The 23,287-nt window shown below is 36.0% G+C and carries 16 protein-coding genes and 1 pseudogene; 12 read left to right on the forward strand and 5 right to left on the reverse strand.

The window, feature by feature from the left end; all coding sequences use genetic code 11:
- Positions 1-94 precede the first annotated feature (94 nt).
- The 5 genes and pseudogenes from H7A25_12345 to H7A25_12365 all read left to right on the forward strand — a co-directional run bounded on the left by H7A25_12345 (position 95) and on the right by H7A25_12365 (position 5,471).
- Positions 95-1,066, forward strand: a complete 972-nt coding sequence (locus H7A25_12345) for an ABC transporter substrate-binding protein (protein ID MCP5500690.1) — start codon at positions 95-97, stop codon at positions 1,064-1,066.
- Entirely contained in the window at positions 1,063-3,138 is a 2,076-nt protein-coding gene (locus H7A25_12350; protein ID MCP5500691.1) for a GGDEF domain-containing protein, read from the forward strand. The genes H7A25_12345 and H7A25_12350 overlap by 4 nt, the downstream gene beginning before the upstream one ends.
- A 51-nt stretch (positions 3,139-3,189) precedes the next feature.
- The gene (locus H7A25_12355; GenBank protein MCP5500692.1) at positions 3,190-3,396 is read left to right on the forward strand and encodes a hypothetical protein; all 207 of its coding nucleotides are present in this window, start codon (positions 3,190-3,192) and stop codon (positions 3,394-3,396) included.
- A 5-nt stretch (positions 3,397-3,401) separates the two neighbouring features.
- A pseudogene (locus H7A25_12360) lies at positions 3,402-4,659 on the forward strand (valine--pyruvate transaminase).
- A gap of 2 nt (positions 4,660-4,661) precedes the next feature.
- Positions 4,662-5,471, forward strand: coding sequence for an ADP-ribosylglycohydrolase family protein (locus H7A25_12365; GenBank protein MCP5500693.1), 810 nt, complete (start codon positions 4,662-4,664; stop codon positions 5,469-5,471).
- 2 nt (positions 5,472-5,473) lie between these two features.
- Here the strand turns inward: H7A25_12365 and H7A25_12370 are convergent, their stop codons facing one another.
- From H7A25_12370 to H7A25_12380, 3 genes are read right to left on the reverse strand one after another with little or no spacing between them, the layout of a single operon-like run.
- Positions 5,474-6,082: a hypothetical protein gene (locus H7A25_12370; GenBank protein ID MCP5500694.1), complete on the reverse strand. Its 609-nt coding sequence runs from the start codon at positions 6,080-6,082 to the stop codon at positions 5,474-5,476.
- Between the two features lie 11 nt (positions 6,083-6,093).
- Positions 6,094-7,488, reverse strand: coding sequence for a magnesium transporter (mgtE, locus tag H7A25_12375; GenBank protein MCP5500695.1), 1,395 nt, complete (start codon positions 7,486-7,488; stop codon positions 6,094-6,096).
- Positions 7,489-7,501: 13 nt separating this feature from the next.
- Positions 7,502-8,290: a hypothetical protein gene (locus H7A25_12380; GenBank protein MCP5500696.1), complete on the reverse strand. Its 789-nt coding sequence runs from the start codon at positions 8,288-8,290 to the stop codon at positions 7,502-7,504.
- Positions 8,291-8,419: 129 nt separating this feature from the next.
- On the opposite strand from H7A25_12380, the gene H7A25_12385 reads away from it, so the two are divergent.
- Positions 8,420-9,112: a hypothetical protein gene (locus tag H7A25_12385; protein MCP5500697.1), complete on the forward strand. Its 693-nt coding sequence runs from the start codon at positions 8,420-8,422 to the stop codon at positions 9,110-9,112.
- 69 nt (positions 9,113-9,181) lie between these two features.
- On the opposite strand, the gene H7A25_12390 is transcribed toward H7A25_12385, so the two are convergent.
- Entirely contained in the window at positions 9,182-10,918 is a 1,737-nt protein-coding gene (locus tag H7A25_12390) for a methyl-accepting chemotaxis protein (GenBank protein MCP5500698.1), read from the reverse strand.
- Positions 10,919-11,092: 174 nt separating this feature from the next.
- On the opposite strand from H7A25_12390, the gene H7A25_12395 reads away from it, so the two are divergent.
- From H7A25_12395 to pyk, 6 genes are all read left to right on the forward strand, one after another.
- Complete coding sequence (locus tag H7A25_12395) at positions 11,093-13,132, forward strand: formylglycine-generating enzyme family protein (protein MCP5500699.1); 2,040 nt, start codon at positions 11,093-11,095, stop codon at positions 13,130-13,132.
- A gap of 142 nt (positions 13,133-13,274) precedes the next feature.
- Entirely contained in the window at positions 13,275-13,874 is a 600-nt protein-coding gene (locus H7A25_12400; GenBank protein ID MCP5500700.1) for a TetR/AcrR family transcriptional regulator, read from the forward strand.
- 102 nt (positions 13,875-13,976) lie between these two features.
- Positions 13,977-17,195: an efflux RND transporter permease subunit gene (locus H7A25_12405; protein MCP5500701.1), complete on the forward strand. Its 3,219-nt coding sequence runs from the start codon at positions 13,977-13,979 to the stop codon at positions 17,193-17,195.
- Positions 17,196-17,436: 241 nt separating this feature from the next.
- Positions 17,437-19,227 carry a phosphoenolpyruvate carboxykinase (GTP) gene (locus tag H7A25_12410; GenBank protein ID MCP5500702.1) on the forward strand — a complete coding sequence of 597 codons (1,791 nt, stop codon included), beginning with the start codon at positions 17,437-17,439 and terminating at the stop codon, positions 19,225-19,227.
- A gap of 130 nt (positions 19,228-19,357) precedes the next feature.
- Positions 19,358-20,749: a PAS domain-containing protein gene (locus H7A25_12415; GenBank protein MCP5500703.1), complete on the forward strand. Its 1,392-nt coding sequence runs from the start codon at positions 19,358-19,360 to the stop codon at positions 20,747-20,749.
- A gap of 70 nt (positions 20,750-20,819) precedes the next feature.
- A complete protein-coding gene (pyk, locus tag H7A25_12420) occupies positions 20,820-22,241 on the forward strand; it encodes a pyruvate kinase (protein MCP5500704.1) in 1,422 nt (473 codons plus the stop codon).
- Here pyk and H7A25_12425 read toward each other — a convergent pair.
- The gene (locus tag H7A25_12425; GenBank protein ID MCP5500705.1) at positions 22,231-23,112 is read right to left on the reverse strand and encodes a mechanosensitive ion channel; all 882 of its coding nucleotides are present in this window, start codon (positions 23,110-23,112) and stop codon (positions 22,231-22,233) included. The genes pyk and H7A25_12425 overlap by 11 nt on opposite strands.
- Positions 23,113-23,287: the final 175 nt, after the last annotated feature.

Raw genomic sequence — 23,287 nt, forward strand, 5'->3', positions numbered from 1 at the left:
GCCATAGTTAGCTCGCCTTTGATGGAAAAAACAATCCCGCCCTTTTTTAAGGGATACAAATAAAAGCGAACCTGAATTATAAGGATGGTTGATCATGTTCTTTAATTATCACAAGCGTCACTATTTTTTTAATTATATATTATTTTTATTCCTCTGTATAAACATTTTTTGCAATCCCAGTCCTTCTGTATTAAAAATGGGAGCTCATTTCTGGATTGGCTATGAACCCATCTTTTTATCTGAAAATAATGGCTCACTTAAAAAAAACTATATTCACCTGATTGAATATACCTCCGCTTCTAAATCGATGAGAGCCTTCCGAAATGGAACCGTAGATCTTATCGCGATTACCCTCGATGAAGCCCTTTACTTAAAACAATTTATCGATCAGGTAAAAGTTATACATATAGCCGATTATTCGAATGGAGCGGATTGCCTCCTGGCCAGACCGGGAATTCAATCCATTGCTGATCTGAAAGGAAAGGTAATTGGAGTCGAAAACACAGCTTTAGGTGCTTTTTTCCTCTCCAGAATCCTGGAATTACATTCTATTCAACTTAAAGATATAAAGATTCTATCGATGGAAATCAATGAGCATGAGTTTTTTTATAAGAAAAAAAAAGTAGATGCTTTAATCACATATGAACCAGTGAAAAGTAAGTTGCTAAAAGAAGGCGCTGTAGAATTATTTAATAGTTCGAGTATTCCTTACGAAATTGTAGATGTACTGGTCGTTAGAGATGATTTAAGTTATGAACAAAGGAAAAGAGTTGTGGCCTTATTGAGAGAATGGGAAATCCAAAGAAAAAAAATTATACACTTAGATCCAGAAACAATACAGGCTATACAAAAGAGAGACAATTTAAGTGAGCAGCAAGTGAAGTCAAGTCTTTTTGCAATAGTTTTTCCATCATCTAAAGAAGTTTTGCATTCATTTAAAGATAAATCCTTTACGGGTAAAATAGAAAAATTATATTATCATATGAAGCAGAATAAACTGTTATCAAAAAGTATAAATTTACAAAGTATTTTGGATCCAGGCTATCTCGAAGAATCTTTAAAATGAATGTTTACCGTTTTTTTATAAAATATCCATTTCGGGTATTATTTCCTTTAATACTCATTTTTTTTACAATATCAATCGAGCTAATAAAAACTATATATAATGTAAACAAAGAGTTTAATTCTTTAGAATATACTAAAGTTCAATCCATACGAACCAGTATGGATATTCTTCAATATAGCTATAATTCATCGCTTAAAAATGAAGATAATTATAACATCCTGCGGGATATTATTGCCAGCCTTTCGACTGATAATTATATAAAACTTCTCTTACTATCTGATGAAAAAGAATATATTTTTCTTTCATCAAAAAGAAAATACGAAGGCTATCATTTAAAAGAGTTAATACACAAATATAAGTTTGACTTCTTATCCAGGTATCATGATAATTTTAATAAGGTTCGAACAACTAAAGTTCCATTCATAAAAATAGAAAAAGATTTTATTCTCTTTGTCTATCCCATAAACATACCGGAAAGAAAGATTTCTTCCCTAAGACCCTTAAATTCAGATTTAATCCTGATGCACTATGATCTGGTAGAATTGAAGAAAGAAACATTATACTCTACCCTCATGGAATCACTGGGCTCCGGTACTATCAACATCATTGCTGTTATGATGATTATATCTTTCTTCTATTTCCTTTACGGAAGGAGAATAAAAGAACTGATCCATGCTACAGAAACTTTAGGAACCGGTAATTTTGATATTGGAAGTTATTTCCGCCTCGAAGGACAGGATGAGCTTACATCCATTGGTAAAGCTTTTAAAGAAATGGCCATTAAAATTAAAAGTCTGGCTTATTATGATTTTTTAACCGGTGCAATTAATCGTTTTTCATTTGAAAAAGAAGTCGATCAATTTATTGAATATACATCCATCCCCTTTGCACTTTTTTATATTGATCTGGATGGATTCAAAGATGTCAATGATTCTCTGGGACATGCCATTGGAGATAAACTATTACTGGAAGTAGCCATTCGTATACGTTTATTAATTAAACGTAATGCCCTCATTTCTAGAATCGGAGGAGACGAATTTTGCATATTGATAAAAAGAGAAATGTCGGAAAGTGAAATAACAAACTTCTGTAAAGATTTGATTTCAGAAATTTCAGAACCTTTTTCTATCGAAAACAACCGAATTTATTTAGAGGCGAGTGTCGGAGTTGCTTGCTTTCCTGCTCATGGAAAAAATTTTGATACTCTATTAAGAAATGCTGATACAGCTATGTATCAGGCAAAAAAAGATAGAAAAATACCTTATGTCATATTTACCAGCACTCTATATGAGAAGGCAGAAAGACGATTTCATATGCTGAATGCTCTCCGAAAGGCGATTATTGCTGAAGAGTTTCAACTGGTTTACCAACCGGTTATTGATTTGACTACTAAAAAAATGATAGCTGTAGAAGCTTTAATACGCTGGAAAAGCGAAATTTTCGGTGATGTAAGCCCTATGGAGTTCATTCCTTTATTAGAAGAAAGCTTTTCAATGAAAAAAGTAGGAGAATGGGTACTATATGAAGCAAGCTCTCAGGCTAAAATTTGGGAAAACATAGGGAAACCTTTACATGTTAATGTAAATGTATCAGTGCAACAGTTATTAGATAGAGACTTTTATGATTCCTTACTCAGCATACTCGGAAAAGTTTCTTTGCATCCTTCCAGATTAACTCTTGAAATAACAGAAAGCGAAGCGATGGCAGAACCACAAAAAATTATTAAAGTTTTAAAAAGAATTGGCTCTCTCGGAATTAGCATTGCTATCGATGATTTTGGAACCGGCTATTCTTCTTTAAGCTATCTTAGAAATATGCCCATTAATTTTTTAAAAATCGACAAATCCTTTGTGATGTATTTGGAAGACAATAGTAAAGATCTGGCAATTGTAAAAATGATTATCGGTCTGGCTAAAAACCTTAATCTCCAAATAGTCGCAGAAGGAGTAGAAACGATTCAAATTGTAAATACCCTGAACTCCCTTGATTGCAATCTGGGTCAGGGATTTTATTTTAGCAAACCTATAAAGCCGGATAAAATCATGGAATTGTATGATGTTTCCCATTTTTAAAGGTTTATGATATTTTAATATATTAGATTATTTAATTAGGTAACAATTCTTATGAAACGTCTTTTAGAAGAATGTAAACTCTGGTTAGAATCCAACTCATACGATTTTTCCCAAAATCCGGAAATGGTATTAAAAATGGCTATAGAAGAGTTTTATAAATTTTTCTATGATATAAATAAGCCTGAAATCGAAAAAGAATTACTTCAATTGATTTTAAAAGATGAGGAATATTATAAAACATTAAAGGAACGTAAATAAACAAATTGGAATTTTCAAAATTTGGTAAAAAATTTACCGCTGAAGCCGGTATTCTATCCTTAATGGATGACTTAGGAAAAGCTCTTTCCGGGGATAGTAGTATGATCATGATGGGAGGAGGAAATCCCGCTCATATACCGGAAGTGCAAGAAATATTCAGAGAAAGACTTTCTAATCTAATTCAGTCTAAAGAAGAATTTAAGAAACTTATCGGGATTTACACTCCCCCGGAGGGAGAACATGAATTCCTAAATAATTTGGCTTCTTTTTTTTCAAAGAGAATACTCTATGAATATTAGTAGAGAAAATATTTGTCTAACGAATGGAAGTCAATTTTCTTTTTTTCTACTATTCAACCTCTTCGCCGGAGAATATACCAATGGCAAAAAGAAAAAAATCTTATTCCCCCTGGCCCCGGAATATATTGGCTATACAGATCTTGGCTTAGGCGATGGCCTTTTTCAATCTTATCGTTCTAAGATTGAATTTTTAGACAATCATCTTTTTAAATACCATATTGATTTTGAAGCACTTAATATCACAGATGAGATAGCTGCTATCTGCGTTTCAAGACCTACGAACCCTTCTTCGAATGTATTAACTGATGAGGAAATTCATAAACTTCATGAGATAGCCATAAAGCATGAGATTCCTCTTATAATTGATAATGCTTACGGAAATCCCTTTCCGGGTCTAATATATACACAGGCAAAATTATTTTATTCTCCGAATACAATTCTATGTATGAGTCTATCCAAATTAGGATTACCGGGAACAAGAACCGGTATTGTTATAGCAGAATCGAAAATTATTAAAGCCCTTGCGTCTCTCAATGCTATTCTAAATCTGTCTCCGAACAATTTAGGTTTTCTTCTAACTTCAGAACTACTTTCCAACTCAGAAATCATTCGAATCAGTAAGGATCTTGTACGGCCGTATTATGAAAAGAAAGTCAAACTTGCTTTAGAAACCTTTCATCAAGCCCTGAAAGGTTTACCCTATTATATTCATAAACCGGAAGGAGCTATGTTTTTATGGCTATATTTTCCCGATTTACCGGGTGGAAGTAAGCTTTTATATGAAAAACTCAAAGCAAGAGGAGTTCTCGTTGTTTCCGGACATTATTTCTTTCCCGGCCTCGAAGAAGATGAGTGGAAGCATAAGCAGGAATGTATCAGGGTAAGTTATGCACAGGACGATAATATGGTACAAAAAGGTATACAAATTATTGCCGAAGAAGTTAGTAAAATATATAGGAGTTAATTATGATAGGAGCCATACTCGGAGACATATTAGGTTCTACTTATGAGTGGAGAAACACAAAAACGGAAACCTTTCCGCTATTCCCTCCTGAAACCAGGTTCACTGATGATACGGTCATGACTATTGCTACATCTTATGCCCTACTACAACAGAAATCTTACAGGGAAACGTATCAAAATTTTTATCATAGATATCCGAATGCCGGTTACGGAAGCCGGTTCTCAGAATGGGCACAAAATAAAGAAGCCAATGCCTATGGAAGCTATGGAAATGGTTCTGCGATGCGAGTAAGCCCCGTAGCCTATGCTTTCCGGACAGAAACCGAAGTTTTATCCGAAGCTGAACGTTCTGCCGGTGTAAGCCATAATCACCCGGAAGGTATTAAGGGAGCAAAAGCTATTGCTTTAGCCACTTTTTATGCCAGAAATGGAAAATCTAAAGACTTCATTCAAAAGGAAATAGAAAAAAGATTTGGATATAATTTACAGGATAGTATTTCTAATATACGAAAAACTTACCATTTCGATGTAAGCTGTCAGGGCTCGGTGCCGGAAGCCATTATTAGTTTTTTAGAAAGTACGGATTACGAATCTGCCATCAGAAAGGCGATTTCCCTCGGAGGCGACAGCGACACAATTGCTTGCATGTGTGGTTCTATAGCCTCGGCCTATTACGGAGAAATACCCGATTTGATCCTCAGTAAGGGAATCTCTTATCTGGATTCTTATTTAAAAGAACAGGTCAAACAATTTGCAAAGCAATACCCTGTTCTTAAAAATAATTCGGATTTAATTAAATTATTATCGAAATAAATTTATTTCTTCTTTTTCAGAAGATCTATGACCTCTTCGCGGCTGGCATTTTTTTGAAGTTTTATCTGGTAGAATATCTTATATTCCAGAATAGAAGGTTCATCTTCATTTTTATGGATGAGCTTCCAGCGAGTTGCATCGTTTTGCACAATTTTAGCCAGTTCATTAATTCGAGGAACACGGGTATCAAAATTCAGGTTTTGAATCTTACCCGTATAAGGACTCAATTCAATAGCAACCACTCCATCATCCACGTAATCTACCTTATTATAGGGCTTTAGCTCTTCCATGGTAAGCTTGTCTCCTCCTTCATCAGGAGCTCGCTTTATCCATTCAGATTTGCGTATTTGCCTTACCTGATAACCCTCACTGGAAATAATTACACGGAAAAGTTCTCTCCAATCCTTCGATGTTTTTTGGAAAAACTCCGGATCTTCATTGCTTATCTGAACGACCTCTCCCTTTTCATTCAGAATAGTTTCCTCCTTACCACCGGGATAAAAATACTGTTTGTCTTTATCCGGTTTTATATCAGTTGTCTTATCTGTAGTAGTACAGGAATAGGAAAAAAACAGAAAAGTGAAATATAAACCCATGTAAATGTATTTCATAAATAAGTCTCCTACACAAGATATGTAATAAATAAAGAAGCGAGTCCTAAAAAGCAAAAGAACCCGAATATATCCGTAAACGTTGTTACAAAGATAGAAGAGGCTATTGCGGGATCAATATCAAAATATTTTAAAATAATCGGGATACTTGAACCCACAAGCCCTGCAATCAGAAGATTGATAAGCATAGCGAGTCCAATTACAATAGCAAGAGCCAGATTATGTTTAAAAAAATATACAAAAAAAGCAGTGACAAAACCCAGAATAATACCATTAAATAGGCCAATCAAAAGTTCTCGGAATATGGCCTGTTTCCAGTTTCTATCCCCTAATTCCCCTGTTGCAATACTTCTTACAACTACCGTAATAGACTGCGTTCCGGCATTTCCACCCATCCCGGCTACAATCGGCATTAAAGAAGCGAGAGCCACTACTCTACCTATCGTAGATTCAAAGAAAGTAACAACAGAAGAAGCAAGTACCGCAGTCAAAAGATTCAGATGTAGCCAGGGAATTCGGGTTTTCACAGTATCCCAGACAGGTGCATAGATTCTTTCATCCTCACTCAAACCCGCCATTTTATAGATATCCTCGGAAGCTTCTTGCTGCATCACGTCCAGAACATCATCTACCGTAATTCTTCCGATCATGCGTTCTTCATCATCCACAACAGCCGCAGATACATAGTCATATTTTTGGAAAAAGCGGGCTACCTCTTCCTGTTTCATACTGTAGTGCACTGTCTTGATGCTGGTCTTCATGATTTCTTGAATTTTAGCCCTCGGATTGGAAAAAAAAAGGTCTTTCAAGCCCACATAACCCCGAACGACTCCCTCCTGATCGGTTACAAAGAGGAGAAAGATATCATGGTCGTTCTTGGCCACCCTTCTCAAGCTCAGAATTCCCTTACGCACAGTATCAGTTTCTCTTGCAGTAGCAAATTCATTGGACATTAAACGACCGGCGGTATATTCTTCGTATTTTAACTGTTTTCTGAGTCGAAAAGCTTCCCGGGTCGAAATAGTATTGAGAGCCTGCTCCCCTTTTTCAGAAGGAAGCTGGGAAACGAGGTAAATAATATCATCCGATTCCAGAAACTGAAAAATCTCTGCCAGTTCCTTCAGATTCAGATTTTCAAGGATAGAAGAAAGAAGATCCTCGTTTAGTTCGATTAAAACATGAGCCTGGTCTTCATAAGAGCAAAGCCTGAGAAGATAAAGAGCCGCATCATCATCGTCAAGAGCTGTCATGGTTTCGGCAGTATCGGCCGGGTGAGTGCTGGAAAGATAAGACAGAAGTTCTTCGTCGTTTCCATTATCGATAAAGGTTTTTATTTGCTCAATAAAATCTTCACCTTCCTCCTCCTCCAGAAATTCTTCCTGCCGTTTATCTTCAAATTCTTCCATAATAACCTACTCTCTATCGCCAATTATCACGAATTTCAGAACCCGGATAATTCATATACGCTTTATCTAAAAGCACGGAAAACTGATCCAGATAAATAAAGAATGCACCTTTCTTCTGTTGCTTTCCCGGTTTTAGTAAAAACCCCTTCACCTCAGGGTAAAGTCCTTTTCTCTCAATAAGCAGCTTACTTTTTTTATCGAGTTGAACGACTGTTTCTATCCGCTTCCAACCTTTAAAGGAAAGTTTTCCGAGAGAAATATGGATATTCTGATGAAATTTCTGGCTCAAAACCAGTTCCAGGCTTATATCATACTCATTTGAAAAAACCCAGCCAAAAATTTTCACCGGTAAGCCCTTTTCAAATCGTATGGCAGATTCTGGTTTAAAAAAAATGGATTCTCGGGAAGGAACTTCAAAATAGGAATGGAGCATAAACGAAGATCGATAGGAATAGCCCGTATTCTTTTTAAAAATCTCAGACTCCAGTTGAAAAGCTTTTGATTCAGGAATTTTTGAAATAAAATTCATTTTTCTTAAAAATGCAATATTTCTATGAAAAGACCAGAGTCTCTCCCCCTCAAAGGCCTCCAAAAGTTGCAAAGAATACTTACTTCCCTTTTCAGATAAAACCGCAGAAAGAATCTGAACTCTGTCTTCTTCAGGAGTTTTCAACTCTATCTGGCTGGAAAGAAAGTCATTTTCCCCGCCGGTAAAATTTTTTGGTGGAGCAAATAAATTTATTGAATACAGTATAAAAGAGATAAAAATGATTCGATAGTAAAAATAAAGCATTCCCGGCATGATAAAGTTCCTTCTGGTTCATGGCTGGTTTTTCAGTTTTTGTATTTATCGGAAGATATTCAAAACTTGGAAAGCAGGACGCAGTCTTTTCTTGAAAGCCGGGAAAAATCCAAAAATAAAAGGGATGCTATGGGTTTTAAACACACACTAAAAGTTATTGTTTCCACACTTATCGTGGTTGTTCTTATCTTAATGGGTATTTATGCTTTTATTTATCGTAATGAAATATCCAAGAAAATCCTTTCAATAGGACAAAAATCTAAGAGTGAAGAAAAGTATGAAAAAGTAACCACTGTAAATCCGGAAAAAATGAAAAGTCCGGAAAGCACTTCGAATTCTTCAGAAGCTAAGGACAAAAAAAACAATTCTCCGAATTCCGAAAAAGCTGAAGACACAAAAAAAGAGAATAAACAGACCAATAAAAAACTACTGGGTGAAGACATTCCTTTTTTAGATTATGAAACCAAAGAAAACCGGAAAGAACCCAAAACTGTAGAAAAAAAGAAAGTAGATTATAGCCAAAATCTACCTCCTGAGGCTGAGAATACCGAAACAACTGTTAAAACCAAACAAGCCAAAAAAACCAAGTATTCCACAGTCCATAAATCCCGCAAAAAGGCGTATAAAAAATATAAAAAGAAAAACCGTAAACACAAAAGAACTCGAAGCCGGCGAGTAAGCAGAAGCAAGACAGCTAAGCTGGAAAAAAGAGTTCAATTCTTAGAAAAACAACTCGGTCTTAAACCCTCAAAAAAAATGAATCTGGATGAAAGAATCCTGCGGCTCGAAAAAATGTATCTCCAGAAACAAAAGAAAAGATAAAAAATATATTGAAGTAAGCGAGTCCTATGGCTCGCTTAAAAAAAGTAAAACTTCCTGACTTTTTAGAGCCTAAATCTTAAATTGAGAAGAACTGATTTCTAATTGATTACCTACCTGCACGATATTATCAGATATACTTTTTACTTCATGAAGTTTAGAATCATTCGTTTGAGAAATCCTATTCAAATTAGAAATTTCTTCAGAAATCAATCGGATAGACTCTCTATTACTTACCGTCTCCCTTTCTAAACTATTCGAAAGATTTTTCACTATATTAACTTTCTCAGTTATCCTCTTTGTTTCTTCAAATTGTTCTGATGTACAGGCTTGAATGATTTTTATACTTTCCGTAATATCAGAAATCTCTTTTATAGTATTCATAAAAAATTCAATGGTCGTATTTACGTTACTTAACTCATCATTTAATTCTTTATTATTCTTTTTGATTAATGTTTCTATTTCTTTTAAGCTAGCGGAGGTTCTATCAGCTAATTTCGATACCTCCGAAGCCACTACAGAAAAACCTTTCCCTTCATCCCCTGCTCTCGCTGCTTCTATAGACGCATTTAACGATAATAAATTAATTTGTTCTGAAATATCATGTATAATTCCAATGATGCTTTCTATCTTCTTAGAATTATCAGTCATGTTTTTCATGGTTTCTTTTATCATGATGAGAGTTTTATTTTTTTCTGAAATACGCGCACTAAGGGATTCCGAATGTTTGCTGCTATTCTCAACTTTCTCTTCCGATTCGCTCAGTGATAAAGAAAGAGAATCTATACTCTCAAATAGTCCTGATAGAGCCAGTAATTGCTTTTCTAAAGCCTGACTATTTTCTTCACTTTTAAGGTTTACCTCATTCGAACGGAGTTGTATTTGCAAAGTTGAATTTGACTGAATTTTAAAGTTCTCTGAGATAACCCCGGTAACTTCTTTCAATTTTTGAATAGATTCATTTATAACTCTTGAGAAATGAATATTTTCCGTAATTATATTTTTCAGTTTAATGAGAAATGCATTAAAGTTATTACCTAGCGTTGCGATTTCATCATTACCTGTCATAATAATTTTTACATTTAAACTGACTTCCCCGCTGGCAATTTCCTCCATTTGTAATCCAATTTTTTTAATGGGTCTGTGAATACTTCTACTCAATGCTATGAGGAAAAAGAGAATCATTACAAATATAATAAAAGATACCGAGACTACTAAAAGTAAGTATATTTCAATTATCTTATAAGTTTCCTCTTTTGCTGTTTGAGCAATCGTATCTACTAATTTTCCTATTTTCTCTGTGGGTTCTCTATCAATCCCTTCAACGGCTTTATCCACATCTTTGATAGAATTTAGGTTTTTTGGATTATAATATTTTTCTAAATTCGATAGATAAATCTTCTCCAAATTTTGCATAATTTTTTCTAATGAGTTCACCCTATTTTCTATTTCGGAACCGGGTATTACTGTTTTTTCTATATATTGTAAATCTTTTTGAATTTTTTCGCTTTTTTGCAAGAACTGGGTTTTGTACTTATGAAATTTATTAACATCGCTACCCCTGAGTAAAATATTTTTCCATTCCTGTACCTGTATTTTAAAGTCCACCTGTATAATTCTACTTCTATCTATTAAATGGGTGTAGTATATATTCTTTTCATGGATCTTGAAAACAAAAGGAATAAATAATAATAAAAGCATGATAAAAAAACCGGAAAAAGTTAGGATAAGAATTATAATCTTCCATTTTATTGTAATATTATTAAGTATCCTAATAATTTTTTCCATCAGGCTCATCTCTAATTTCATATAAATCTTCCTTGTATCATTTTATTTTTTACGAATATAAACCGGCATTTCTTGATACCTTTTAAATAAAAAAAGATCAAGCATTCCCCCTGATGAAAACAATACAACAAAAAATAATACTTTGATTTTTCTCCCCTTTCGCTACACAGGTAAAAAAAATAAAAGGCATCACACTTGAAACACTTACTCACAATTTTTTCTCTATTACTTCTACTGATTTCCTGCGAATCTACCAAAAAAGAACCGCAGAACACGAAAGGTATTCCTTCGAGACTTATAGAAGGAGATTGCGAAAATCCACCGGAGGGCATGGTTTGCATCCCCGGAGGAAATGCTATTATTGGTTCCACACGAGAAGAAGCCGACAGAGCTATTGAACAGGCTAAAAAAGACCTCGAAGACCGCCTGGGCCGTCTCAAAGAACAAAAGCTCAGCCGCTCCCAAATAGCTGACTTAAAAGAAGAAATTGAACTGATTAAAAAACAGCCTTCCTTTATCGAAAGCGAAGTTCCGAGACAGACTGTCTATGTTAAAACCTTTTATATCGACAAATACGAGGCTAGCAACGCAGAATACCGGGAATGTATAAAAGCAGGAGAATGCAAGGTCTACAAAAACATAAAATCCGGCCTCTACAGCCGTTCCCTGGACGACAAGCAGCCCGCAGTTCCTATCACCTGGGAAATTGCCAATCAGTATTGCCGGTTTCGCGGAAAGCGCCTGCCCACTGAAGCCGAGTGGGAAAAGGTCGCACGCGGAGGAGAAAAAGGTACCATCTACCCCTGGGGCAATGAAGAACCCGATTGTAAACGTTCTAACTATAAATACTGCACCGATGATGTTACCTTACCGGTCGGAAGCTTTCCTCCGGGTCATTACGAAGTCTATGACATGGCCGGCAATGGCTACGAATGGGTTAACGACTGGGCAAGTGAATGCAGAACCGGAGGAAACTGCAAAGAACCCTGTAAAGACTGTGTTGGAAATAACCCTCAGGGTCCCTGCGGTGGAGTCACTCCCTGCGAAACCCAGAAACTAAAAATCCTGAAAGGGGGAAGCTGGTGGTGGTCTTCCGTACACAACCGGGGGGCTTCGAGAAGACCGGAGGTCATTCAAACCGGCGGACACAGGCTTTCTGTTCGCTGTGCCTCCGATACCCCCGTACTTACGAATTCACCAGCCTGGATGATAAAAAACCCTCCTCCGGAACCGGCCAAACTCACAAAACCTACAGCCGAACAATTAAAAACCCTGCATGAACTGGAGGCTTACGACACACTCAATAAGCCCCTCTGTAAAACTCTGTACCAGTCTCCGGCCCATTGTAAAGACCCGGTTTCCTACGTAAAAACCAACGAACCGAGAAACTGGCATTTTGTACCTTATGTTAGAAACCTCGGAGGAGGCTATGCCGGTGTGGCCGCTGATTCCAACTACTCCTATATGGCACTGGCGAGAACAGAATGGGCCTGGCTTTTTGACTTCGACATAAATATTGTCAACCTGCACAGGATGCTAAAAGCGTTTATTATTAAAGCCGAAACGCCGGAACAACTTGTAGATTTTTTCCAGACTTCCCATTCTTCAAAAGCTTTAAAGCTCTTAAAAGAGGTTTATGCAAACCACCCAGATCTGCCTATCATGGAGAAGGTATACAAGAAATACAGAGGAGACCTGTATGAGCACTACAAACTCTCTCTCCGAAAAAACCCCAAGGAACCCGAATTTGGTTGGCTCAGTAATCCGGAGGCCTATAAACACATACGAGAACTTTACAGTCTGGATAGAATTTCGATTTCACCGGGAGATATGCTCAAAGATAAAACCATCCGTTCTATAGCGAAATCAGCAAAGAAATTGGGAGTAAACATAAGAATCTACTACCCCAGCAATGCAGAAGAATTCTGGAAATACTCCGAGGAACACAAGAAAAATATCCTGAGCTTACCCTTTGATGAATCCAGTATTATCATCAGTACGGTAGAACCCAAGTTACATAAAAAACATGACTGGCATCCGAGGCATAAATCCGGTTTTGCAGGCTTCTGGCACTATCTCATCCGCGGAGGTTTAAATCACCAGCGTAACCTTTTGAATCCTTATATATTAGGAATTAATGATATTCTGAGTCAAAGAACACAACCCACAGAGTTTAAGGATTTCAGTACGATTCGGGTTCCGGGAAGCCTTCCCGTAAGTAAACCTTCTGAATAAAAGATTTTGTTAATATATCAAAGAACTATTATCTTAAATAAGATGAAGCTGGTTTTTCCAGTTTCATCGCTATTCGATTCCTTATAAACCTTTAAAAAAATATTGAATGACAACCCATCAAAATCTCTCAGTCTAAATTTATATGAGTTTACATCTTGAACCGGATCCGGGAAATCGAATTCATGAAGCCGCCAAACACCTTTTTTTAAAGCATGGATATTCCAGGGTAAGTATGGATGATATTGCTACTTCTGTAGGAATGAGCAAGAAAACCCTTTATAAACATTACTCATCCAAACTCGACCTGCTCTTTTCCGTTATCCAGCAACAGGAAGAATCCTATGAAGCTTTTCTGGATAATATTCTCCAGGATAAACAAATTCCTTTTTTAGAAAAACTTAAAAAATTAGTTCAGAGTCAAACCGAAGAAAACAATCTCATGTTTTCCTTGCAGCTGGATTTATCAAAATCAGCTCCTGATATATACAATACGATACAGGAAAATAAAAAAAAGAACCTACCCAAATTAATTAAAAAAATCCTCGACCAGGGAATTAAAGAAAAACAAATAAAAAAAACGGCTAATGCAGATATTATTTCGCAAATGTTTATAGGAACTTTTAATACCGTTTTCAACCCGGAATACTATCAATCTCAAAGCAAATCTTTGACGGAACTCATAGATGAAGTTGTAAATATTATTTTTTTCGGTATTTTAATCCGTGATAAACAAAAAAATTAAATAAATTCAGATAATTAGTTGTCTAAAATAATGTAACCATAGGAAACTAATATAGTTTCTTTAGTTTCCATCAAGATTTAAATAAAATTCGAGGAAGATAGAATGCTAAAATTAGTAAGAGTTCTCATGTCTCAAAAACTCCTAATGAATCTTTTGGTCTTTTTGGTCTTTATTATCGGCTATCGTACACTTATCCATTTAAACCGAGAATCTTTCCCGGAAGTCAATTTCGATATGGTTTCGATTACCACGATTTATCCGGGTGGCTCGCCGGATGAAATGGAACAACTGGTTTCGATTCCTATAGAAAAAAAACTCAGAGAAGTGGATGGACTGGATAAAGTTAGAAGCTACAATATTGAAAATGTTTCGGTCATTGCTATTTATCTCGAAGACAGGATTAAAAATAAAAAAGCTGTAATCCAAGACATTAAAGACAAAGTAGAAGCTGTTACAAATCTTCCCGAAAAAGCCGAAAAACCTGTTGTCGAGGAAATTAAACTGGATAAAACGGAAGTTATTTATGCAGCCATTTACAGTAAAGATAATAATAAAGCGACTTACAAAGAACTCAGACAGGTTGCAGATGAATTGGAAGACTATATCTATGATATCGATGGTGTAGCCGAAGTTCAACCTTTTGGTTTTTTAGAAAGAGAATATCTTATCGAAGCCAACCCTTTTGCATTAAAAAATTATCATCTGGATTTAAATACGCTTATCTACACAGTTTCAAATCGTAATTATGATATGCCGGGAGGTTCCTTAAAAATTGATAAAAATGAATATGTCTTGAGAACTAAAGGCTTATATCAAAATACAAAAGAAATTCAGGATACAGTAATACGGGCTAATGATCTGGCATTTACCACAAGGATAAAAGATCTGGCAAGAGTAAGTGACACTTTTGAAGAAAGGAAAATCTATGAGCGATTCAAGGGAAAGGAAGCTATTATTTTTAGTATCTGGAAGAAAAAAAGTGCAGATGAGATTAGCACATCTGAACGCATTAAAGAAAAAGTTTCGAAATTTAATTATAATTTAAATTCCTGCAAAGACTGTGTGGCTATAGAACTATTTGATGATAGAAGCGAAAACACCAAAAATGATATTAGCTCGGTTATTTCAAACGCTATCAGCGGCTTTTTTCTTCTATTTTTAGTTCTCCTTGTAAGCATGGGTTTTCGGATGTCTGTTCTTGTAACTCTTTGTATTCCCCTGTCCTTTATGATTGCTTTCTGGGGCATGGATCTCGCATCTCTTACTTTAAATGTAGTAAGCCTATTTGGACTGATTATGGTTTTAGGAATGATAGTTGACTTCGGAATTGTCGTTTCTGAAAACACGCATAGATACCTGGGAATGGGTTTCAAGAAACAGGATGCTATCGAAAAAGGAGTTTCAGAAGTAGTCTGGCCTGTAACCGTTACGTTACTTTGTATCTGTGCAGCCTTTGCCCCTCTTCTTATGGTAAGCGGTATCATCGGAAAATTTGTAAAAGCAATTCCCATTGTTCTTATGGTATGCCTTGGTGCCTCCTGGATAATTGCAATTTTTGTATTGCCCACTTATTTAAGTATATTTTCTAAATCGAATATTAAAAATTCCGAAACCGGTGATAAACCTTCAGAAGAAATAGAGTTTGAAAAAGGTTGGTTTGGTAAACTACAATTTATCTACAAAATTAGTCTTGAACTATCTTTAAAGTTCCGTTATTTAACCTTCGGTGGACTTGTAGCCCTTTTTGTGGCGGCTCTGTCTCTAACACCACTTATCGGTTTTGTTTTTATTTCCGGTGGGGGAGAAAAAGGAATTGTAATCAAAACCAAATTACCCCAGCAAAGGAATCTCGAAGAAAATTTAAAGCAGGTAAAGGAATTAGAAAAAATTATCCTGCGTTTACCCAAAGAAGAATTGGTTTCCTTACGGTCTCGAGTCGGGATAGAAGCCAACTCCGTATTAGATCCCAAACCGGGAGAAGGAACTCATAAATCAACGCTAAACATCCTCCTCAGTCCGGAAAGTAAAAGAAAGAGATTAGCTACCGAAATTCGGGATGCTCTTCGAAAAGAAATTCAAATAGCCACCGAAAAGGGTATATTAGCCAAAGAATTTAATGTAAATGTAGAACTACAGGCAGGAGGTCCTCCTGTGGGAAAGCCCATCAATATTGAACTCCGGGGAAAAGATTTTTCTACCTTAGAAAAAATTGCAAAAGAATACATGGATTATTTAAAAACTCTAAAAGGAGTCATCAATGTTGAAATGGATTTTGAACCGGGTAAACAGGAATACAGGTATCATATAAATGAAGTAGAATCTGCCAGAGCCAATTTGTCTGTTGTAGATGTTGCGAGAAGTTTATACGCAGCCTTTAAAGGAGCTGAAGCAACAACCATCTGGCAGGGAGAGGATGAAATTAAAGTTAGAGTCCGCTTTCCGGAAGACCATCTGAAACAAAAGAATAGTCTGAATGAAGTATTGATAGCCAATCGAAACGGAGGACTCGTTCCTCTAAGCACAGTAACCTATATTCAAGAAAGAGATGGATATTCACAAATTAATCGCTTGAATTATAAAAGAATCATACAGGTTCAGGCAGATGTAAAAATAGATATAACCAATTCCATGAAAGTAAATTCACTCTTAAAAGAAAAATTTAAAGACATTCATAAACGCTATCCCGGATATTTCATTGCCTATGGTGGAGAAAATGAAGATACCAATAAAACCATGAGCGAACTTGGTATCTTATTTATATATGCACTGATAATAATATTTATTATTCTGGCAGTATTTTTTGATTCTCTTATATTACCGCTTGTTGTAATGGGAGCGATCCCATTCTCCCTGGTAGGGGTTATTTTTGCACTTTATACACACTCCCAACCACTTTCTTTCATGAGCGTCCTCGGTCTATTCAGCCTCGCCGGAGTTATTGTAAGTAATACACTTGTGCTCGTACAATTTATCAACAATATTCGAGAAGAAACTCCGGACTTACGCCGAGCACTTATCAGGGGAGGTGTCATCCGACTAAAACCCGTCTTTTTAACTACCGGTACTACTGTTCTGGGTTTAATTCCAACCATTTACGCTATTGGTGGAAATAAAAACTATTTTGTAGCCCCCCTGGCCCTGGCATTTGGTTATGGTTTAATTTTTGCCAGTTTTATTACTCTCATCCTGATTCCCTGTCTTTACTATATGGCCGAGGATATGAAATTCTTAAGTTCCCGCGTTTTAGAGAAAATAGGTATCCGGATGGATCCAAGGATATACATCCCTCAAAAAGAGAAAAATAAACAGGCGGATTTATAAAAACTTACGTTTTTACTCCAGTCTGATAAAAAACAGTCGGCAAGCTTGATTTTTTAGCTTGTATATAATATCCTTTTTTTTAATTTATGAGATAAATAGTTATCAGATAAGAGCTTTGTCGCTTACAGCGTGTCTTAAAGTGAGCTTATCTATTAAAGGAAAGCAAGCTGCAAGAGCCTGTAGCTCCATTTTTAAACAGGCTCTTATATATGTAACAAATTAAAATGAGGAAGGAGGCTTAATGGCACCTACGAATCATAAGAAACTTCTCGAGTGGGTAGACGAAATTGCTAAGATGACCAAACCGGACAAGGTAGAATGGTGTGATGGCTCTAAAGCAGAATACGACCGCATGATTAAAATAATGGTCGATGAAGGAATCGCAACACCCCTGAAACGTGAAAATAGCTATCTATTTCGCTCTGACCCTTCTGATGTAGCTCGAGTTGAAAACCGCACGTATATTGCATCAAAAAAAGAAGATGATGCAGGTCCAACAAACAACTGGATAAATCCTGATGAATTAAAGAATACAATGAGAGGACTTTATGATGGTTGCATGAAAGGTAGAACTATGTATGTAATTCCTTTCTCAATGGGACCTGTAGGCTCGAACATTGCAAAAATCGGCGTAGAAATCACTGATTCTCCTTATGTAGTAGTTAATATGCATATCATGACCCGTGTGGGTAATAAGGTACTGGATGTTCTGGGAAATGAGGGAGAATTTATTCCCTGCTTACATTCCGTAGGAAAACCTTTAGGACCGGGAGAAAAAGATAATGGAGAATGGCCCTGTGCTCCTCTCGACAAAAAATACATTTCTCACTTTCCGGAAGAAAGAACTATCTGGTCTTATGGTTCCGGTTATGGTGGAAATGCTCTTTTAGGAAAAAAATGTCTGGCTCTCCGAATTGCTTCTGTGGCAGCCAGAGATGAAGGTTGGCTCGCAGAACACATGCTTATTTTGAGCATTACCAATCCTGCCGGCAAGAAAAAATACATTGCGGCAGCCTTCCCATCTGCCTGCGGAAAAACAAACCTCGCTATGTTAATTCCTACTATCCCCGGTTGGAAAGTAGAGACCGTGGGTGATGACATTGCCTGGATGAAATTTGGAGAAGGTGGAAAATTATACGCTATCAATCCTGAAGCAGGCTTTTTCGGAGTGGCTCCTGGAACTTCTATGGATTCAAACCCCAATGCAATGAAGTCCATTGAAAAAAATACAATCTTTACTAACGTCGCTCTAACAGAAGATAAAGATGTATGGTGGGAACAAATCGGTTATCCGGCTCCGGGAAAACTTATCGACTGGAATGGTAACGAGTGGGAAGCTGCTAAAGCTGATAAACCGGCAGCTCATCCAAACGCACGTTTCACAGCACCGGCATCTCAATGTCCTGCTGTTGCACCAGAATGGGAAGACCCGAAAGGTGTTCCTATCGATGCGATTCTTTTTGGAGGACGTCGCCCCAGCACAATTCCACTGGTTCATCAGGCAAAAGACTGGAACCATGGGGTATTTATGGGTTCAATTGTAGGTTCTGAGATCACAGCAGCTGCACTTGACCTGAAAGTTGGCTCCATCCGTAGAGATCCATTTGCCATGCTACCTTTCTGCGGTTACAACATGGGAGATTACTTCCAGCACTGGATAAATATAGGTAAAAAACCAAATGCGCAACTTCCTAAAATATTCTTTGTGAACTGGTTCCGTAAGAAAGACGGAAAATTTGTATGGCCCGGTTACGGAGAAAATAGCCGTGTGTTAAAATGGATTTTCGAACAAACCGAAGGTACCGGAAAAGCACAGGAAACTCCAATTGGTCTGATGCCTACAACTGATGCAATTGATCTTCCTGCAGGAGTGAGTGCAGAAGATATGAAAGAATTGATAGCAGTAGACAAAGAAGGCTGGTTAAAAGAGTTAGAAGATGTAAAAACTAACCACTATCCAAAATTTGGAAACAAGCTTCCGAAAGAGTTGAAAGAACAACTGGATTCTTTGGAAGCCCGCTTAAAAGCTTAAAAACTACGGCGAGGTCGGAAGGCCTCGCTTTCCCTTAAATCATCTTTGTAAAAACCAACTTTTCTATAAATTAAGCTTTACTTTTATTTCCCTATACTTATGCTCTAAATCATCTAAAAATAATTTATCTATGACAAAGAATAAAACGATACTTCTTGTTGAAGATGATTTTCTCATTGCTTCAGTAGAGTCAAAGCAAATTGAAAAATTGGGATACTCTGTAATCATTGCGAATTCTGGTGAGGACGCAATAACAAAATTCAATAATAATAAACAAATTTCTTTAATCCTGATGGATATAGATCTGGGAAAAGGAATTGATGGGACGGAAACAGCTGAACGAATCCTAATATTAAAGGAAATTCCAATTGTATTCTTATCCAGTCATACAGATCCTGAAATAGTTGCCCGAACAGAAAAAATCACCTCATACGGATATGTAGTGAAAAACTCAGGAATTACAGTATTAGATGCAAGTATTAAAATGGCTTTTAAATTATTTGAAGCTAAAAATAGGGCAGAAATAAATGAAGAACGCTTACAATTTGTATTAGAAGGAAGTAAACTAGGTTTTTGGGATTGGAATATAGAAACAAATGAAGTACAAAGAAATGAGCGCTGGGCAGAAATGCTCGGCTATACACTGGAGGAGATTCAATTCACAGTAAATCAGTGGACAGATTTAATTCATCCTGAAGATAGAGAAAGGGCTGTAGCCTCTATAGAAAATCATTTATCAGGAAAAACGCAAAATCATCAAATTGAATATAGAATGAAAACAAAAAACGGAGATTGGAAATGGATCTTCGATAGTGCCAAGGTAGTTAAAAAAGATAAATATGGTAGACCCTTGAGAATGTCCGGAACCCATACAGATATTACTGAGAGAAAATTAACAGAAGAAAAAATAAAATCGCTACTGACAGAAAAAGAAATTATACTAAAAGAAGTGAATCATCGAATTAAAAATAATATGCTGGCAATACAGAGCATTATTGAATTCCAAATTTCCACCCTAAATGATTCAAAAACAATTTCCATCTTAAAAGATATTCAATCAAACATTATTTGCATGAGCTTATTATACGACAAACTTTATAAATCTCAAAATTTTATTGAAACATCTGCAAAAGATTATCTTACCACATTAGTTGATGAAATCCTTAATACATTTCCAATCAGAGTTCAAATACAGGTTATTAAAGAAATTGATGAATTTATTCTGGATGGAAAAAAGCTTTTTAATCTCGGTATTATTATTAATGAAGTCATAACAAATTCAATGAAATATGCATTTATCCATCAAGATAAAGGTACAATCCAAATTGTCATTAAAAAAGATTTCAACAAACTAAAAATACATATTCAAGATGATGGAATCGGTATTCCGGAAAATTTAAAATTAAACAATTCCAACCAGTTCGGCCTTTCTTTAATTTCACTTCTTACCAAACAATTGAAAGGAACTTTTTCCATTACAAATAATCAGGGTACTCGTGTCGAAATTGAACTAAACATTTAAGCTTTCAAAGTATATCCTTTAAATTCAGATCCAGCTTGAATAAAAACCTACCTTGATTTATACTAACCTTATGAACTTACTTTCAAAAAGAACCAAGATTATATGCACAATAGGACCCAGTTCATCCAATGAAAAAATGATTACTGAATTGATTCAAAATGGGATGGATATTGCTCGATTAAATTTTTCCCATTCCTCCCATGAAGAACACAAGCGTGTTTTTGATCTTATTCGAATATGTGAACAACGTTCCGGTCGTTCTATCGCTATTTTAGCAGATCTACAGGGACCGAAAATTCGTACCGGAAAAATTGAAAATGGTATGATACAGTTGAAAAATGGAGATAACTTACTGGTTAATACGGATGCAGATTTTTTAGGAACAAAAGTAGAAATCGGTTGTACCTACCCCGGACTGGTTGAGGATCTGGAAGTGGGGCACAAAGTATTAGTTGATGATGGAAAACTTATTTTTAAAGTCATCTCAAAAGAAAAGGAGAAAGCTCTACTAGAAGTTATTGTTGGAGGAGATTTAAAAAGTAATAAAGGAATCAACCTTCCCGGAACACCAGTAAGCGCTCCTGCTCTTACTGAAAAAGATATTGAAGATCTAAAGTTCGCTATGCAGTTGGGTGTTGATTATATAGCTTTAAGTTTTGTAAGAAGAGCATCCGACATTGAGCTTGCGAGACAATATTTGAAAGGAACATTTATAGGCCTGATAGCAAAAATAGAAAGACCGGAAGCCGTAAAAAATATCGATGAAATAATTAAAGTATCTGATGCCATTATGATTGCCAGAGGCGATATGGGGGTAGAATTAGATACAGAAAAAGTTCCTATTATCCAAAAAGAATTAATCCGGAAACTAAACCTTGCCGGTAAGCCTGTAATCACAGCCACACAGATGTTAGAATCCATGATAGAAAACCCCAGTCCGACAAGGGCTGAAGCCAGTGATGTAGCCAATGCAGTTTTAGATGGAACAGATGCAGTCATGCTTTCCGCAGAATCAGCCAGTGGGAAATATCCTATAGACTCTGTTCGAATTATGACAAAAATTATAACAGAAGCTGAAAGTATATATAAACATTTTGAATCCGGAAAAGGTATTACCCGACATTTTGAAGAAAACGAAATCGCCCTGGGTACAGCTGCTAAACAAATAGCAGAATCCATAAATGCGAAAGCAATTATAAATTTCACACGAAGTGGTTACTCGGCAAATCTGGCTTCTCGTTTTCGTCCAAAGCCCCCCATCTATTCGTTCACCCCATTTTTATTAACCTCTCGAAAGATGAATTTGATGCGAGGTGTTTATCCTTTTGTTTTACCTATGATGGATAAATTTACAGATATGATTAACTTCATGAACGAAATATTGAAATCTGAAGGAATCTTAAAAGAAGGAGAAAAAGTCGTGATCCTCGCCGGTGCACCGGGAGGAGAAGCCTACTCTGTAGATTTTCTCCAAATTTATACTATGAAATAATTTTTATCTTCTTCTCTTTTTTTAAGGCATGAATCACCGCTCTACTTAACTGGCTGCGATTCTGCCTTTTTTGTTTTATACGGGTTAAATACCTGAGTGAAATCATGACCTTTCCTTCTTCAAGGGTCGTATAAACAATAGGAGTAGAAACTCCTAATTTCATCAGATAGCGTTTCGAGACTTCCCTTAGCTGCCTTTCTATTTCATCAACCTCCGCAAAGTAAGCTTTTTTTAATATTTCCTGAAGTAATAATTCTACCCTATCTATATCAGAGTCTATTGAAATATAGAAATGAATTTCATCCCATACATAGTCCATTTTTTGAGATACGATAAATATCTTATATAAGATTACAAAGTTATTCGGAAAACTCACAATTCGATTGGTAGACTGGTCAATCGAACGCTCTTTGTTTACCTCTATTAGAGAAAACTTTAATAACGTAATATCAATTACATCTCCTTTAACCCCATCTACTTCTATTCTATCCCCCACTTCAAATCCGTGACTGGAGCGAATGATGAACCAGGCAACTATACTTAAAGTGACCTCTTTTAAGGAAATTGTGATAGCTGCTGCAATTATCCCTAAAAAAGTAGGTAGATAATCAAGACGATGGTAAAATATTGGAAAAGCAAATATAACCGCAAATAGTAGAAAAAAGCGTCTGGCAATTTTTCTATGATTATAAATGGTTTGTATATCTACTGTACTTAACTTCTTTTCCATCCAGTAAGTAATGAAATGTAATATAAAATAAAGAATTATTAGAAAATACACATATAATATAAAGTCTTGATACCAGCTTCTTTTTGGTTCTAATAACAGGTAGAATGGATTTAGATCTTTTATCAGTTTTAAATTCCCCATAAATTTATCCTTTTGCATTATCAACTTCATTTTATTTAAATAGCAAGTTATTTTTCCCTTCTTTTTCTTTCTTATATTGACTCATTTCTTATCAAAAAACTGCTTGCAGTATGTCAGGCTACAGTTACTTTAGCTTCTTTATTTTCATATAAAAAATAATAGAAAATTTTACCTT

This window comes from Leptospiraceae bacterium (genome assembly GCA_024233835.1).
Classification (GTDB): Bacteria; Spirochaetota; Leptospiria; order Leptospirales; family Leptospiraceae; genus JACKPC01.